Here is a 15978-nt window from a genome sequence, read left to right on the forward strand (position 1 = left end):
AACGGCGGCCCAATACACCACCGGACGAGGTCCGCGCGGGGAAACGCGGGACGGCGTAGGGTCGTTGGACATGGCACGCATCGGAAGTTCTGATCTCGACGTCTTCCCGCTCGCGCTCGGCGGCAACGTCTTCGGCTGGACCGCCGACGAACGCGAGTCGTTCGCCGTACTGGACGCCTACCGGGCGGCCGGCGGCAACTTCATCGACACCGCCGACGTCTACTCCATCTGGGCCGAGGGCAACCCCGGCGGCACCTCGGAGACCGTCCTGGGCAACTGGATGGCCTCCCGCGGCAACCGGGACGAGCTGGTGATCGCCACCAAGGTCGGCGCCCACCCCGACTTCAAGGGGCTGCGCGCCGGGACGATCAAGAGCGCGGTGGAGCACTCGCTGCGCCGGCTGCGTACCGACCGCATCGACCTGTACTACACCCACTACGACGACCCGGACACGCCCGTCGAGGAGTTCCTCGGCGCCCTCGACTCCCTGGTCGAGGAGGGCAAGGTCCGGCACATCGGCGCCTCCAACATCAGCGCCGAGCGGCTGTCCGAGGCGCTGGCCGCCTCCAAGCGCGAGGGGCTCGCCTCCTACGTGGCGCTCCAGCCGCACTACAACCTCGTCGAGCGCGACGCGTACGAGGGGCCGCTGGCCGAGGTGGTCGCCGAGCACGGGCTGTCGGCGGTGCCGTACTACGCGCTCGCCTCCGGCTTCCTGACCGGCAAGTACCGTCCCGGTGCCGAGGTGGACAGCGCGCGGGCCGGTAGCGCCGCCCGGTACCTGGAGGGCGAGAAGGGGCCGCGGGTGCTGGCCGCGCTGGACGAGGTGGCACGGGCGCACGACGCCGCGCCGGCCACGGTGGCGCTGGCCTGGCTCGCCGCCCAGCCGACGGTGGCCGCGCCGATCGCCAGCGCCCGCACGGTGGACCAGCTGCCCGCGCTGACGGCCGTGGCGGAGCTCACGCTGACCGAGCAGGAGCTGGCCAGGCTCACCGAGGCGTCCGCCTGACACGACACGTCTTCGACGACCGCGCCCGTCCTCGTCCCGGAGGGCGGGCGCGGCCCTTTACGCCCTCTTTACCGCCCGGTACGAAGATTCATTTGCGTGTAGCAACTAACCAGGCTTACAGTTGCTTCAGGCAACTAGTCCTGGCTGGGAGTGTTCATGGCGACGCAGGAGCAGTGCGCGGAGCTGGTACGGCATTTCAGCGGACTGAGCGCGGTCAGCAGAGGGCTCGGCCGCGCGTTGCCGCCGGAGTGCCCACCCGCCTCGGTGGCGGTCCTGACCCTGCTCGCCCGGTACGGCGAGATGCGGACGGGCCGGCTGTCCGAGCGGCTGGGGGTGGACATGTCGGTGACCAGCCGGCACGTCGCCTATCTCGCGGACCGCGGGTGGATCGACCGCCACCCCGACCCACAAGACAAAAGATCACGGCTGCTGCGGCTGACGCCCCTCGGTGAACAGGCGCTGCGCGAGGCGTCCGACCGGATCGCCGAGGCGCTCGCCGACTTCCTCCGGGACTGGACCGACGAGGACGTCTCGCAGCTCGCCACGCTCATGGCCCGGCTGCGCGCCAGCTTCGGGGACTGCCGGCCACGAGCGGCCCACCCGAACGCGTCCCGCACCGGCGGCTGACGCGGCACCGAAAGCAAGAAGCAGGACGGCACGACGCGTCACGGCCCATGGCGGCACGCGCGTCCACGGCACCACACCGCCCGCACGGCGTGGTGCCACGGCCATGACGCGGACTGGAGAAGGAGACGATGGCAACGACCACACCACCCGGTGTGCGGAAGGCGGGCCCCAAGCACGGGCCCGCCGACCCCAAGCACGGAACGCACGGCCACCACCACGGCGGTGCCCCGGCCCCGATGACCCACCGGCAGATCCTGGAGGCGCTCTCCGGGCTGATGCTCGGCATGTTCGTGGCGGTGCTCTCCTCCACGATCGTCTCCACCGCGCTGCCGACCATCCTCGCCGACATCGGCGGCGGCCAGAGCGCCTACACCTGGATCGTCACGGCGGCGCTGCTCGCGGTCACCGCGACCACCCCGCTGTGGGGCAAGATGTCGGACCTGGTGAGCAAGAAGCTCCTGGTCCAGATAGCCCTCGTGCTCTACATCGTGGCGTCGGTCGCGGCCGGTTTCTCGCAGAACGCGGGCATGCTCATCGCCTGCCGCGTTGTGCAGGGCGTCGGCGCCGGCGGTCTGTCCGCGCTCTCCCAGGTGATCATGGCGGCGATGATCTCGCCGCGTGAGCGGGGCCGTTACAGCGGCTACCTCGGCGCCACCTTCGCGGTGGCCACCGTCGGCGGTCCGCTCATCGGCGGCGTGATCACCGACACCAGCTGGCTCGGCTGGCGCTGGTGCTTCTACGTCGTGGTGCCCTTCGCGCTGATCGCGCTGGTGGTGCTCCAGAAGACCATCCACCTGCCGGTGGTGCGGAACAAGAAGAAGGTCGACTGGCTCGGCGCCTTCTTCGTCACCGCCGCGGTCTGCCTGATCATGGTCTGGGTCACCCTGGCCGGGGACAAGTACGACTGGATGTCGTGGCAGACCGCCGTGATGGTCCCGGGCGCCGTGGTGCTCGCGGCGATCTTCGTCCTGGTGGAGTTCAAGGCCGCCGAACCGATCATCCCGATGCGGCTGTTCCGCAACAAGACGATCAGCATCACCTCGCTGGCCAGCGTCTTCGTCGGCGTCGCGATGTACTCCGGCACCGTCTTCCTCAGCCAGTACTTCCAGCTCTCCCGCGGCAAGACCCCGACCATGTCGGGTGTGATGACCATCCCCATGGTCGCCGGCCTCTTCCTGGCCTCGATGGGCTCGGGACAGGTGATCACCCGTACCGGCCGCTGGAAGGCGTTCCTGATCGGCGGTGGCGTCTTCCTCACCGGCGGCGCCGCGCTGCTCGGCATGCTGCGCTCGGACACCCCGTACTGGCAGGTCGCCGTCTACATGGCGCTGATCGGCATCGGCGTCGGCCTGATGATGCAGAACCTGGTGCTCGCGGTGCAGAACCAGGTGGCCCCCAAGGACCTGGGCTCGGCCAGCTCGCTGGTGACGTTCTTCCGGACGCTCGGCGGTGCCATCGGCGTCGCGGCGCTCGGCGCGGCCCTGTCGTCCCGCATCACCCACTACACCAAGGACGGCTTCGCCGCCCTCGGCATCCCGGTGCCCGCCTCCGGTGGCGGCGAGTCCGGCATCCCGGACCTGAAGAAGCTCCCGGCCGTGGTGCGCGGTGTGGTCGAGGGCGCCTACGGGCACGGCATCGGTGACGTCTTCCTGTACGCGGCGCCGTTCGCGTTCGTCGCGCTGCTGCTGGTGCTCTTCATCAAGGAGGTGCCGCTGCGCACCAACACCGGCCTCCAGCAGGCCGCCGGTGCCGCCGAGGGCACCCCGGAGCCGGCCCCGGCGCGGGCTTCGGCCACCATTTCCCAACCGGCCCTGGAGCCGGAGCTGGTCAGTGCGGCTGCCGGTGCGCAGTCGGCCGCCGCGTACGCCACCGCGGGTACGAGCCCGTACGGCGAGGAGGTTCCCATGAACGGCAGCATGATCCACGGATTCGTGCGCGGCGCCGACGGCTCCGCGGTCGGATCCGCGACCTTGACCCTGATCTCCCTCCAGGGCCGGCAGCTCGGCCGCGCCCTGGTCGGACCGGACGGCGGCTACAGCCTGGCGGCGCCCGGCCCGGGCAGCTACGTGCTGATCGCGGCGGCCGACGGCCACCAGCCGCAGGCGTCCACCGTGGTCGTCGGCGACGGTCCGCTCGGCTACGACGTGATGCTGGCCGGCACCAGCGGGCTGGCCGGTGCCGTCCGCGCGGCGGCCGACGGGCAGCCGGTGGCCGACGCCATGGTCGTCGTCACCGACGTCCGCGGCGAGGTGCTGGCCACCGCCAAGACCGGCGAGTCGGGCACCTTCAGCTTCGAGGAGCTGACCCCCGGCAGCTTCACGGTGGCCGTCAACGCCGCCGCGTTCCGCCCGGTGGCGCTGCCGGTCGAGGTGGACGGCCAGGGGATCACCCGGATCGAGGTGGAGCTGGCCTCCGGTGCCCAGCTCCAGGGCGTGGTGCGGGCCGGGGCGGAACACCGTCCGCTGGCCGACGCCCGGGTCACGCTGATCGACGCGGCGGGCAACGTCGCGGGCACCGCCACCACCGGTGAGGACGGTTCGTACGCCTTCACCGACCTGGACGCCGGCGACTACACGCTCATCGCCGCCGGTTACCCGCCGGTCGCCACCTCGCTCTCCGTGGACGGGCGGGGCACCGACGGGCACGATGTGGAACTCGGCCACCCGGACGAGTGAGACCGCAAGCGACTGGCCCGCGCACACCAGCGGAGGGGCGCGGGCCAGTTCGGGGGAAGACGGGTTCCGGCCGGCGGCCGGGCAGGGGACGGCCACGGCCGTCCGGCCGGAGCCCGCACCATACGATCAGGAGCAGCTATGACCACTCACACGGGTGAGGGCACCACCTCGGGCAACAACGGTCTTCGGGCCCGGGTACGGACCAAGGACGGCTGGGCGGTGCAGCACGCCGTGCTCACCGTCACCGACATGACGGGCCAGCAGGTACTGCGGGCCACCACGGACGACGAGGGCCAGGTGCGCACCGAGCCGCTGCCGCAGGGCGCGTACACGGTGATCGTCACGGCCGTCGGCTACCAGCCGGCCGCCTCCACCGCGATCGTCCCCGCCTCCGGCCGGGCCGACCTGGGCAACCTGGTCCTCGCCCGGCAGGGCGGCGTGGAGCTGCCGCCGCCGGGGCCGTGGACCATCGACCCGGTGCACTCCACGGTGGGCGCGGTCGCCCAGCACCTGGGCATCTCCAGCGTGCGCGGCCACTTCACCGAGTTCCGCGGGCAGATCGAGATCGCGGAGAACATCGAGGACTCCCGGGTCTCCGCCGCGATCAGCGCCGCGAGCATCGACACCGGCAACAAGATGCGCGACGACCACCTGAAGTCCCCCGACTTCCTCAACGTCGACGTGCACCCGGAGATCACCTACGTCAGCACCGGTCCGGTCACCCCGGCCGGCCCGGACCGCTGGACGGTCCCCGGTGAGCTGACCATGAACGCGCTGACCCGGCCGGTCGACCTCGACCTGACCTACCTGGGCACCGGCCCCGACCCCTGGGGCGGCACCCGGGCGGCCTTCCACGCCACCGCCGAACTGCGGCGCGAGGACTTCGCCATGAACTACAACCAGGTCCTCCAGGCCGGCATCGCCGCCATCGGCACCACCCTCCGCGTCGAACTGGACATCCAGGCCGTGCAGGGCTCGTCACTGCCGATGGGCTGAGCGGGACGGAATCCCCGTGCGTGAAGCGGCCGGGCCCCTGGGAGGGGGCCCGGCCGTTGGTGTGTGGTGGGTGCTCATCGGATGGGGACGGGAGGCGTACGGTGACGCGCGGGGCGTTCGAGCCGTGGCAGCCGCCGGGCGAGGCGTGACCACAGGGCCGCCGGGCGGAGCGGGCCGCGATCGCCGGAATGCGGGGCCGGCAGGGGAGGTCCGGCCCACCGGGCGGGGCAGACGTGACACGCGGTGGGGGCGCGTCGGAGGCGCGGGGCGTGCGCGGTCCGCCAGGGGCGCCGGGGCGCCCGGTCCGGCAGGCCGTCGAGAGGCAGGGGCCGCCGGCCGGGACGGGGCGGTGATCCGTCGGGCCACCCGCCGGGGCGGGGGCGCGAGTTGTCCGCCGGGCGCCGGGGAGCACGGCGGGGCGTACGGTGGCGGCATGGCACCTCGAATCGCGACCAACACCACCGTCGACCTCGACGCGTTGCTGGACTTCCTCCGCCCCCGGCACCGCGCCCTGCTGCTGACCACCCGTACGGACGGACGCCCCCAGGGCTCCCCCGTCTCCTGCGGGGTGGACGGGGACGGCCGGCTGGTCGTCGCCACGTACCCGGAACGCGCCAAGGTCCGCAACGTCCGGCGGGACCCCCGGGTCAGCGTGATCGTGCTCTCCGACGACTGGAACGGCCCGTGGGTGCAGGTCGACGGGGAGGCCGAGGTGGTCGACGCGCCCGAGTCGGTGGAACCGCTCGTCGAGTACTACCGGGCGATCGCCGGCGAACACCCCGACTGGGACGAGTACCGGACCGCCATGCTCCGGCAGGGCAAGTCGCTGATCCGGGTGAACCCGCGCAGTTGGGGTCCGGTGGCGACGGGCGGCTTCCCGGCCTCCGCCCAACAGGCTTGAGGCGGCGGCACGTTGACCCTTGACCTGAAGTCCGGTTGAGGTCCTAGCGTCCTGCGTACGGTCGGCGATCACGGCGGCCACGACACGGAAGGACGCCCGGCCATGGCCCGCGACGACACCGCCCCCGGCTTCACCGACGCCGAACTGGCCGCCCAGCCCGTGGGCTACTGGACCAGGGCGGCCAACGACGCCGTCATCAGCTACATCAACGCCCGGATGGGGGAGTTCGGGATCGCCCAGCGGCACTGGTGGGCGCTGTTCCAGGTGGGGCGGGCCACGGACGGGCTCACCACCGGCGAACTGGTCGAACTGATGCGGCGCATCCGCCCCTACGTGGACGCCCCCAGCGTCGAACCCGCCGTCGCCGAGCTGGTCGAACGCGCGCTCCTCGTCCGCGACACCACCGGCCGCCTCACCCTCACCGACTCCGGCGCCGCCCTGCGCGACCGCGTCCAACTCCTCGTCCAGGAGAACCGTGCCCGCATCCACGCCGGCATCCCGGACGAGGACTACGTCACCACGGTGAAGGTACTGCGCAGGATGATCGAGAACGTGGGCGGGAACGCGGAGTTCCACTGAGCGCACGGGCCCCGCGAAGGGCGACGGCGCGTTCAGTCGGCCGACGAACGGTCGCGCATCGCCTCGATGCCGGCCACCAGGCAGTCCAGGGCGAACGCGAACTCGCGGTCCCGGGCCTCGGCGACCGTCACCCGCGAGCCGACGTCGGAGACCTCGGCGAGCCGCGCGAAGTCCTCGCGGTCCCGCAACAGGGCCAGCACCTCGTTGTAGTAGTCCTCCTCGCCGACCCCGGCCGCCCGGCACCGCTCCGCCCAGCGCGCCTCGGAGGTACCGGAACCGTACGCGAACTGGAAGACGGTGGACAGCGCCCCGGCCACCTGCTCCGCCGGCAGCCCGCTGTGGCCCATGACGCGGTACGCGGCGGTGGAGAGCGCCACCGCCCGCGGCCCGATGTTGAGGTACTCCCCGAGCAGGCGCACCGCCCACGGATGGGTGCGCAGCATCGACCGGTAACCGGAGGCCAGTTCCCGTACCCCCGCCTGCCAGTCGCCCGACTCCGGATCCGGCAGCGGTATCTCCGCCTGGACCTCGTCGAGCGCGACCTCCAGCAGGTCGTCCTTGTTGTCGACATACCAGTACACCGACATCGGGGTCACCCCCAGCTCGGCGGCGAGCCGGCGCATGGAGAACTTCCCCAGCCCGTCCGCGTCCAGCAACCCGATGGCCGCCCGGACGATCCGCCCCCGGTCCAGCCCCGCCGACTCCCCCGCCCCCTGCCGCCGCCGCTCCCCCGGCCGCCGCTTCATCCACACACTGGCCTGCGGATCGATCGCGCGTGGACCAGCGGACATGCGGACTCCTGGAATGAGGCGGACGGTACCCCGACGATGCTAGGCCGTGCCCGAAGGGCACGGTGTGCGGGCCGGAGGGTGCCCCCGGGCGCCGGGGGGCGCGCGGCGCCTGGCGGGAGGGCGCTCTGGCATCGGCCCGGCGCTCCCGCGCGGGGCAGCGCGAACACCGGAACGTGGCGCGCGGGGGGGGCGCGGAGCCCGTGGCGGTGACGCCAGGGAGCGCGGACGGCGCGAGAGTGCGCCGAACGCTGTCGCGGGAGCCCGTTCCGGTGCGGGCTGGTGCTCCCGCCGGGGGCGGACGTTGGCGTCGTTGGTGGCCAGTGCGGGGAGCGCAGAGGGATGCGGACACCGGGACATGACGCGGCGGTGCCGACCCTGGGGCGGGAGAGGTCCAGGGCGACCCGGCACTGCCGCGAGGAGCGAGCGCTCGCACAGCCGGTGGCCAATGCGCGTGGGCAGCGCGGACAACCTGGACACGCTGCGCGGGACACCGACAGCGTGCCAGGGGTGCCGAAGCGCCCCGGAACTCCCGCGAGGAGCGAGCGCTCGCTTCATCCCTGGCCAACGCCCGGGCAGCCCGGACGGCGCGGGCACCGGGACAACACGCGGCGAACGCCGGGACCAGGCGGCGACACGCCCAGGGCGACCCGACGCTCCCGCGAGGGACAGGCACTCGCGTCGTCCCTGGCCAACGCACGGGGAGCGCGAACGACGCCACCGCCGACACGTTGGCACGTTGGCACGGGCGGGGCGCGCGGAGCACGACACACGAGGGAACGCGCCACGCGGGCGCCTGGCGCGTCGCGCGCGCCGGCGGCGCTAGACGGCGGACTCCGCCACAGGCGCCGTTCCGCCGTCCGGACGGTCCTCGTCGCCGGGGCCGGCCGTGGCGGAGCGGTCGTGCCGGTCGGCCCGGCGCAGGAGGGCGGCGGAGACCAGGCCACCGGCGAACACGGCCAGCGCGCCGATCAGTTGGCTGGTGCTGACGCCGGAGGCGAACGCGTGGGTCACCTGGGCGCGTTCGCCGGGGCCGTGCGCCGCGGCGAGGGCGGCGGGCAACGACGTACCGGTGACCGAACGCGGCAGCAGCGCGGCGAACCGCGCCCCCAGCACCGCCCCGAGCACCGCGATCCCCAACCCGCTGCCGAACTCCGTCAGCGTGCCGTTGACGCCGGCCGCGATCCCGGCCCGCTGCGGCGGAATCGCCCCCATCAGCGCCGCCCCCATGGCCGGCGAGGCCAACGCGATCCCGGCGCCCATGAGCACCAGCCCGGCCACCATCGGCCCGTACCCGTACCCGCCCACCACCGCGACCAGCGCCAGGCCCGCGGCCAGCAGCCCCATGCCGAGCAGCACGATCGACGGGGTGCCGATCCGCCGCAGCAACCACGCCCCGGCGCCTAGCAGGTTGAGCCCCGCGATGACGACCGCCAGCGGCGCGGTGCACAACCCGGCGCGCAACGGCCCGTACCCCAGCACGAACTGCAAGTGCTGGGTGAGCAGGAAGAACGACCCTCCCATGCCGAAGGCGACCAGCACCCCGCCGGCCACCGCGCCGACGAACCGCCGGTCGCGGAAGAACCCCATGTCGAGCATCGGGTACGCCACCGTGCGCTCCCACAGCACGAAGCCGCCCAACGCGACCACCCCGACGACCGCGGGCACCACGACGTGGCCGAAGCCCCAGCCATGACCCGGCCCGGCGATGATCGCGTAGACCACTCCGACCATGCCGATCGTGGACAGCAGCGCCCCGATCAGGTCCGGCCGCCGTCCGACCGGGTTCTTCGACTCGGGGACCAGCCGGGCCACCGCGACCAGCGCCACCGCCGCCACGGGCACGTTGACCAGGAAGATCGACCCCCACCAGAAACGGGTCAGCAACACCCCGCCGATCAGCGGACCGGCCGCGAACCCGGCGGTGGCGACCGTCGCCCACACCCCGATCGCCCGGACCCGTTCCTCCTCGTCGAAGACCTGCACGACAACCGCGAGCGTGGTGGTCATCAGCAACGCGCCGCCCACGCCCATCCCGGCCCGCGCCGCGATCAACTGCCCCGGACTCTGCGCCTGCGAGGCCAGCAACGAGCCCACACCGAAGACACCCAGCCCGGCCATGAGCGCCCGCTTGCGCCCGTAACGGTCCGCGGCGCTCCCCACGGTCAGCAGCAACCCCGACTGCACCAGCGAATACGCGTTGACCATCCACTGTATGTCTGCGGTGCTCGCCCCCATCTCCTTGTTCAGGCTCGGTATCGCCACGTTCACCACGGTGTTGTCGAGCAACACGGTGAGCTGGGCGAGACAGACCACGCCGAGGACCAGCCACCGGCGCGGATGCGGCACCACATGCGCTCCTTGGACGGCATACGGGAACGGACCCCTCCCCGGCACGGACGGGACCAGGTCCTGTACAACGTATGGTGCGTCCTCTACGGCGTACAAGCGAATTGTCGTGGACCGCCAGGGTCACCCAAAAGGATCCGGCCACCGCCGGGATGGGTGAGCGGTGGCCGGAGTTCAGGGGGCCGGCCGCCGCGAGGCGTACGTCCGTACGTACACGCGTACGGTCGCCGAGCGGGGCCGACGGGCCTCAGCCGGTCTCGGCGGCCTTGATCAGATATCCCGCACCGCGCCGCGTATGGATCATCGGCGCCCGCCCCGCGTCTATCTTGCGCCGCAGGTACGAGATGTACAGCTCCACCACGTTCGCCTGGCCGCCGAAGTCGTACGACCACACCCGGTCGAGGATCTGCGCCTTGCTGAGCACCCGACGCGGGTTGCGCATCAGATACCTCAGCAGCTCGAACTCGGTCGCGGTCAGGTGGATGGAGTCGCCGCCGCGGGTCACCTCGTGGCTGTCCTCGTCCAGCGTGAGGTCGCCGACGACCAGCAACGACTCCGCCCGGTCCGCCGCCACGCCGGAACGCCGCATCAGCCCGCGCAGCCGGGCCACCACCTCCTCCAGACTGAACGGCTTGGTGACGTAGTCGTCCCCGCCCGCCGTCAGCCCGGCCACCCTGTCCTCCACCGCGTCCTTGGCGGTCAGGAAGAGCACCGGCACGTCCGGGATGTCCCGCCGCAACCGCGACAGCATCTCCAGCCCGTCGCAGTCAGGGAGCACCATGTCGAGCACGACCGCGTCCGGCCGGAAGTCCCGCGCCGCACTCAGCGCGGCGGCCCCGGTCCCCTCGGCACGCACCTCCCACCCCTCGTATCGCAGGGTCATGGACAGCAGATCGACCAGCGCGGCCTCGTGATCGACGACGAGCACACGGACCGGAGACCCGTCCGAGCGCTTGAGCTCGGCGCGCCCCCGCGGCGAGGGAGTGGAAAGGGCAGGCATGCCCATCACCTTGCGCCGCCCCGCTGAGAGCAGTCTTTCCCGAATCTGTGAGTTTTCTGAGAAGTTGCCCATCCCTTCGCCAGAACCTGCCTCCCCGCCCCGCCGCACCATGGAATAGACGACGAGCCGGCACCGGTTGTCGCCGACAGCCGATCCAGTACACGAACGCGGACACCCGCCCCCGCCCACCGGGACACCACCCGCCCGGCGGACCGCGGCACCTCCGCCGAACAGGAGCCTCCCGATGCCTCTCGGTCAGTACGGAATCTGGAACGCCGCCCTGCGCGGCAGCGACCCCGCCCAACGCGCCGAAGTCGTCGAAGCCGCCCAGGAGTTGGAAGAACTCGGCTACTCCGCCCTGTGGATCGGCGGCAGCAGCGACGTCTCCGACGCCGTACCGATCGTCGAGGCCACCTCCTCCATCACCGTGGCCACCGGCATCCTCAACATCTGGCACCACGACGCCGCCGACGTCGCCGCCCGCCACACCTCGCTCACCGCGGCCCACCCCGGCCGCTTCCTCCTCGGCCTGGGCGCCGGCCACTCCCAGATCGACGCCGCGTACCAGCGCCCCTACTCGGCGACGGTCTCCTACCTCGACGCACTCGACACCGCCCAGCCCCCGGTGCCCGCCGCCGAACGGGTCCTCGCCGCCCTCGGCCCCAAGATGCTCAAGCTCTCCCGGGACCGCGCCGCCGGCGCCCACCCCTACCTCGTCACCCCCGAATACGTGGCCCAGGCCCGCGCCACCCTCGGTGACGGACCGCTGCTCGCCCCCGAGCTGAAGGTCGTCCTGGAATCCGATCCCGACCGCGCCCGCACCATCGCCCGCGGCTACCTCTCCCGCTACCTCGGACTCTCCAACTACACCTCCAACTTCCTGCGTCTCGGCTTCACCGAGGACGACTTCCCCGACGGCGGCAGCGACCGCCTCATCGACGCGCTCTTCGCCTGGGGCACCCCGGAAACGGTCCGCAAGCGCACCGAGGAGTTCCTCGCCGCCGGCGCCGACCACCTCGCCCTCCAGGTCGTCGACCAGCCCTCCGGCCCCGGCCTCACCCGCCCCGAATGGCGTCGCCTGGCCGAAGCGCTGGAACTCACCCGCTGAACGCCGCCGCTGACAACAAGCCCTTTCGGTGCGGGCACCCCGGCCGCGGTGCCGGCGGAAGTCGCCTGACCGTTCCGTGGTGAGCCGGAACGCCCGGAACGCGCAGGCCGCCGTGTCCAGGTGGCTGGGCTTGCAGTCAGCTGACTCCCTTGGGGACGTGTTGCCCCTCGGGCGAAGGCTGGGTGGGTCGTGGTCGTCTGGAGGCGTGCGGTGCCTGACGGAGGCCGGTCGCGGACGGTCGAGCCCGCGGGTGCCGGAGGCCTGGTGGTGTCCGGCTCGCGGGGTGGGCCGGACCCGCGTCCGCCTTGTCGGCCGCGACGCGGACGGTGATGCGAGCGGCGAACCGGTGACCACCACCGGACCGGCGCGGTGGCCGTCGAAGGCAGGCGGGAGAGCGGGCGGGGGCCGGTACGCCTGCCGTCGGCCGTTACTCCTCGTTCAGGAATTCGGCCACCAGCTCCGTGAGTTCATCGGCACGTTCCACGATCACGAGGTGACCGCTGTCCAGCTCCTCGTAGCGGCTGCCGACTATCGCCTCGTGCAGTTCGCGCGTCGCGGTGACCGGGACGATCTGGTCCCGGGTGGCGCCTATGACCAGGGTCGATGCGGTGACGCGCGGCAGGAACGGGCTTATGTCCAGGCGTACGTCCAGGTCGATCTGTCGCAACGTGCCTTCCCCGAAGCCGGCCTGGGCGACCAGCTTGGCGATCTCCTCGTCGCCGGCCGCGTCGAGCCACGCCGGGGACCACCCTTCAAGTTGCACGAAGCGGTGGAAGAGGTCGCGGTCGGTGTGCCAGAGGCGGCGCCACAGGTCGAAGGCGAGCCGCTGACGCGGACCGCTGACCGCCCAGCCGGCGACCAGGACGAGCCGGCGCACCAGTTCCGGACGGAGCGCGGCCAGCGTCGCGGCGACGGCCGCCCCCAGCGAGAAGCCCACGACGTCCACCGGCCCGTCGTCCTCGGCGTCCCGTACCGCGGCTGCCACCTGCCCGGCGAGCCGTTCCGGGGTGAGCGGCCCACCGGAGTCCTTCGTGCCGCCGGCGCCGGAGTAGTTGGGCCGGATCACCGTGTGCCGTGCGGCGAACCGGTCGACCAGATGCCCGTAGTTGGTCTCGGCGTCCCCGCCCGTGCCGTGCACCAGAACCAGGCCACGACCGCTCCCGGTCACGTCGTACTCGACCAGTTCGTCCCCGTTGACCGCAAGACGCATCACACACCCCTCCCCCGGGCGCGCGGCATCACCGGCAACCCGCTATCGATCGCTACAGAAAGACCGTAGCACAACTCCTAGCGACCGCTATAGAATGTTTTCCATGGTTGCGACGGAGCGGCAGAACCCCCAGCCGAAGGGCGGGGCCAAGGGCAGACCGAAGGGGCGCCCCCGGGGCTTCGACCGGGAGACGGCGCTGGAGCGCGCCCTGACCCTCTTCTGGGAGTACGGTTACGAGGCGACGTCCGTCTCGAACCTGACCAAGGCGATGGGCATAAACCCGCCCAGCCTGTACGCCGCGTTCGGGGACAAGCGCAGCCTGTTCGAGGAAGCCGTCGAGCGCTACCAGGAGACCCACGGTGCCTTCACACCCCGCGCCCTCCACGAGGAACCGACCGCGCGTGGCGCCATCCACCGGATGCTGCGGGAGGCCGCCGTCGAGTTCACCGACGACTCGCACCCCGGCGGCTGCCTGATCGTCTCCGCCGCGGTCAACTGCGGCCCGGAGTCGTCCGACGTCGAGGCCCATCTGCGCGACATACGCGAGGCCGGCAAACAATCCATGCGCGACCGCATCGCGTCCGGCATACACACCGGCGAGCTGCCCCCCGACACGGACGCCGACGCGCTCGGCGCCTACTTCGCCGCCGTCTTCCAGGGCATGTCCACGCAGGCCCGCGACGGCGCCTCCCGCACCGAGCTGGAGGCGATGGCGGAGCTGGCGATGCGCGCCTGGCCCGAGCCGGCGCATACAGCTTCGGCCTGACGGCGGTACGCGGGGTTCCGGCCCGGCCGGACGTTCCCGCGGCCCGCCGTCGGCGCGCGGGCACGGAGAAACGCCACAAGCCCGGTGCTGAGAGCACCGGGCCTGTGATCACGTGGTAGCGGGGACAGGATTTGAACCTGCGACCTCTGGGTTATGAGCCCAGCGAGCTACCGAGCTGCTCCACCCCGCGTCGGTTCCTCCATCCTACGCCATCCGACGCCCACCCCGCCCCCACCCACCGCCGGCCCCCACGCCGACCCGCGCCCCGCCCCTCGTCCGCCCACCGTCCACAACTCCCGCACCACGCGAAGAAGCCCCCTCCCGGTCTACCCGGAGGGGGCTTCTTCCTGCTGTGCACTCGGCAGGATTCGAACCTGCAACCTTCTGATCCGTAGCTCAAACAAGGTCGGTTGTTTGCGGTTGTTCTGGTCTCGATTCGGCCTTCGCCGGTTGGCCTCGGTCGTTGCAGACCGACACGGTTGCTGTACTTCACTGCTGTACCGCACGCTGTCAGAACCGCTTGCAGCACGGCCTCACCGCCGACGCTTCTTGCGCTTCTTGCGCTTCTTCCGCGGCTCAGGTCGGTAGTCCGGACCTGGTAATGCCATAACGTCCTCGGCCCAATTCGCCCCCATCGCTGAGGTCACACACGGTCGTCCGGTTCTAACCGTTCTACGTTTCGCCAAGGCGCCCCCTAAGGGCTGTCCCGTAACTGCTGGTCACGGGTGAGATGATCTGGCTGTGTCTGGTGTGATCACGGCGTCTGAGCCCTCCTGGATAGCCCCGTTCACTGGGCTGAGCCCGCGCCAGTTCGGCAAGCTGATCACCGCGCTCCGGCGTGAGGGTGTGGACCCGGTGCGCAAGGGTCGGCCATGGAGCCTGCCGCTGGAGGACCGCGTGCTCCTGATCGCCGCGTACTGGCGGACGAACCTGACCCTGCGCCAACTGGCCCCGCTGTTCGGGGTGTCCAAGTCGGCGGCCGACCGCATCATCGACCACCTCGGGCCCGCGCTCGCGCTCCAGCAGCGCAAGCGGTTCCGCAAGGACACCGTGCTCATCGTGGACGGCACCCTCGTTCCCACCCGTGACCACACCATCGCCGAGCAGTCCAAGAACTACCGGTACTCCACCAACCACCAGGTCGTCATCGACGCCGACACCCGGCTCGTCGTCGCGGTCGGCCGACCAGTCGCAGGCAACCGCAACGACTGCAAGGCGTGGGAGCTGTCCGGCGCGAAAGACGCCGTCGGCAAGACCACGGTCATCGCAGATGGCGGCTACCGGGGCACCGGCCTGGTCATCCCGCACCGCCGCGAGAAGGGCCAGACCGAACTCCCGGAATGGAAGGAGGAGCACAACGCCTCCCACCGCAAAGTCCGCGCCCGTGTAGAGCACGTCTTCGCCCGGATGAAGGGCTGGAAGATCCTTCGCGACTGCCGGCTGAAGGGCGACGGCGTCCAGCACGCCATGCTCGGCATCGCCCGCCTGCACAACCTCGTCCTTGCCGGGTGACGCAGAAACCAGCAGGCCACCAGACCCGTCAGAGATCATTTACGGGACAGCCCTTAGGTTGGATGAACACCTAAGCGTGGCATACCTCACATCCCGGCGTGGCCTGCTTGTCTCAGATAGTCCGGTCGAGCACGCCGCTCTGTTCCGGCAGGAACCACAGCGGTCCCCGCTGCCATCCCGTCTGCCGTCGTCCCACACGCAGTGGAGCGGGCTTGGCCCCGGGTGTCCAGGTGGAGCGCGCCACTGTACGAACGACCTGGACACCCGGGGCCAAGGCTGCTCGGCTTTGCCTGGGACGACGGCAGGCGGGATGGCAGCCCCTCCTCAGCCACAAACGACCGGCAGTTGCCCGCCAGGCCGCCATCCCGGAGCCGGAGCGCCCCCGCCGGAGGCATGTTCTGACCTCTACTGGGTCATAGCCTGCTGCCACTGTGCGGCGCCGACCGGGACGCGCGCCGGAG

General features: G+C 71.7%; 13 protein-coding genes and 1 tRNA gene. 9 read left to right on the top strand and 5 right to left on the bottom strand.

The features are described from left to right. Positions 1–70: 70 nt before the first annotated feature. The 6 genes from SCATT_RS13935 to SCATT_RS13960 all read left to right on the top strand — a co-directional run bounded on the left by SCATT_RS13935 (position 71) and on the right by SCATT_RS13960 (position 6784). On the top strand, positions 71–1006 hold the full coding sequence (locus SCATT_RS13935) for an aldo/keto reductase (RefSeq protein ID WP_014143710.1): 936 nt from the start codon (positions 71–73) through the stop codon (positions 1004–1006). Between the two features lie 156 nt (positions 1007–1162). Further along, entirely contained in the window at positions 1163–1633 is a 471-nt protein-coding gene (locus tag SCATT_RS13940; RefSeq protein WP_014143712.1) for a MarR family winged helix-turn-helix transcriptional regulator, read from the top strand. Positions 1634–1761: 128 nt separating this feature from the next. Next, positions 1762–4308, top strand: coding sequence for an MFS transporter (locus tag SCATT_RS13945; RefSeq protein WP_014143713.1), 2547 nt, complete (start codon positions 1762–1764; stop codon positions 4306–4308). A 138-nt stretch (positions 4309–4446) separates the two neighbouring features. Next, positions 4447–5304, top strand: a complete 858-nt coding sequence (locus SCATT_RS13950; protein ID WP_014143714.1) for a YceI family protein — start codon at positions 4447–4449, stop codon at positions 5302–5304. 433 nt (positions 5305–5737) lie between these two features. After that, on the top strand, positions 5738–6205 hold the full coding sequence (locus SCATT_RS13955; RefSeq protein ID WP_014143715.1) for a PPOX class F420-dependent oxidoreductase: 468 nt from the start codon (positions 5738–5740) through the stop codon (positions 6203–6205). A gap of 102 nt (positions 6206–6307) precedes the next feature. After that, positions 6308–6784: a MarR family winged helix-turn-helix transcriptional regulator gene (locus tag SCATT_RS13960; RefSeq protein WP_014143716.1), complete on the top strand. Its 477-nt coding sequence runs from the start codon at positions 6308–6310 to the stop codon at positions 6782–6784. A gap of 32 nt (positions 6785–6816) precedes the next feature. On the opposite strand, the gene SCATT_RS13965 is transcribed toward SCATT_RS13960, so the two are convergent. From SCATT_RS13965 to SCATT_RS13975, 3 genes are all read right to left on the bottom strand, one after another. After that, a complete protein-coding gene (locus SCATT_RS13965; RefSeq protein ID WP_014143717.1) occupies positions 6817–7575 on the bottom strand; it encodes a TetR/AcrR family transcriptional regulator in 759 nt (252 codons plus the stop codon). 819 nt (positions 7576–8394) lie between these two features. Continuing rightward, positions 8395–9924: an MFS transporter gene (locus tag SCATT_RS13970; protein ID WP_014143718.1), complete on the bottom strand. Its 1530-nt coding sequence runs from the start codon at positions 9922–9924 to the stop codon at positions 8395–8397. A gap of 244 nt (positions 9925–10168) precedes the next feature. Next, on the bottom strand, positions 10169–10921 hold the full coding sequence (locus tag SCATT_RS13975; protein WP_014143719.1) for a response regulator transcription factor: 753 nt from the start codon (positions 10919–10921) through the stop codon (positions 10169–10171). 244 nt (positions 10922–11165) lie between these two features. On the opposite strand from SCATT_RS13975, the gene SCATT_RS13980 reads away from it, so the two are divergent. After that, entirely contained in the window at positions 11166–12029 is an 864-nt protein-coding gene (locus SCATT_RS13980) for an LLM class F420-dependent oxidoreductase (RefSeq protein WP_014143720.1), read from the top strand. Positions 12030–12456: 427 nt separating this feature from the next. Here SCATT_RS13980 and SCATT_RS13985 read toward each other — a convergent pair whose 3' ends face one another. Further along, entirely contained in the window at positions 12457–13239 is a 783-nt protein-coding gene (locus tag SCATT_RS13985) for an alpha/beta fold hydrolase (RefSeq protein ID WP_014143721.1), read from the bottom strand. A 103-nt stretch (positions 13240–13342) separates the two neighbouring features. Here SCATT_RS13985 and SCATT_RS13990 point away from each other — a divergent pair, with 103 nt between their 5' ends. After that, on the top strand, positions 13343–14005 hold the full coding sequence (locus SCATT_RS13990) for a TetR/AcrR family transcriptional regulator (RefSeq protein ID WP_014143722.1): 663 nt from the start codon (positions 13343–13345) through the stop codon (positions 14003–14005). Between the two features lie 113 nt (positions 14006–14118). Here SCATT_RS13990 and SCATT_RS13995 read toward each other — a convergent pair. After that, positions 14119–14195 (bottom strand) — tRNA-Met (locus tag SCATT_RS13995). 551 nt (positions 14196–14746) lie between these two features. Here SCATT_RS13995 and SCATT_RS14000 point away from each other — a divergent pair. Continuing rightward, positions 14747–15517 (top strand): IS5/IS1182 family transposase, encoded by a 771-nt coding sequence (locus SCATT_RS14000; protein WP_014626964.1) that lies wholly within the window; start codon positions 14747–14749, stop codon positions 15515–15517. The last annotated feature ends 461 nt before the right edge of the window (positions 15518–15978 follow it).

It is taken from the genome of Streptantibioticus cattleyicolor NRRL 8057 = DSM 46488, from assembly GCF_000240165.1.
Taxonomy (GTDB): Bacteria; Actinomycetota; Actinomycetes; order Streptomycetales; family Streptomycetaceae; genus Streptantibioticus; species Streptantibioticus cattleyicolor.

Excerpts from the sequence above, each read along its gene's own strand:
- SCATT_RS13935 (WP_014143710.1), top strand. The coding sequence starts at position 71 with ATGGCACGCATCGGAAGTTCTGATCTCGACGTCTTCCCGCTCGCGCTC.
- SCATT_RS13940 (WP_014143712.1), top strand. The coding sequence starts at position 1,163 with ATGGCGACGCAGGAGCAGTGCGCGGAGCTGGTACGGCATTTCAGCGGA.
- SCATT_RS13945 (WP_014143713.1), top strand. The coding sequence starts at position 1,762 with ATGGCAACGACCACACCACCCGGTGTGCGGAAGGCGGGCCCCAAGCAC.
- SCATT_RS13950 (WP_014143714.1), top strand. The coding sequence starts at position 4,447 with ATGACCACTCACACGGGTGAGGGCACCACCTCGGGCAACAACGGTCTT.
- SCATT_RS13955 (WP_014143715.1), top strand. The coding sequence starts at position 5,738 with ATGGCACCTCGAATCGCGACCAACACCACCGTCGACCTCGACGCGTTG.
- SCATT_RS13960 (WP_014143716.1), top strand. The coding sequence starts at position 6,308 with ATGGCCCGCGACGACACCGCCCCCGGCTTCACCGACGCCGAACTGGCC.
- SCATT_RS13965 (WP_014143717.1), bottom strand. The coding sequence starts at position 7,575 with ATGTCCGCTGGTCCACGCGCGATCGATCCGCAGGCCAGTGTGTGGATG.
- SCATT_RS13975 (WP_014143719.1), bottom strand. The coding sequence starts at position 10,921 with ATGCCTGCCCTTTCCACTCCCTCGCCGCGGGGGCGCGCCGAGCTCAAG.
- SCATT_RS13980 (WP_014143720.1), top strand. The coding sequence starts at position 11,166 with ATGCCTCTCGGTCAGTACGGAATCTGGAACGCCGCCCTGCGCGGCAGC.
- SCATT_RS13985 (WP_014143721.1), bottom strand. The coding sequence starts at position 13,239 with ATGCGTCTTGCGGTCAACGGGGACGAACTGGTCGAGTACGACGTGACC.
- SCATT_RS13990 (WP_014143722.1), top strand. The coding sequence starts at position 13,343 with ATGGTTGCGACGGAGCGGCAGAACCCCCAGCCGAAGGGCGGGGCCAAG.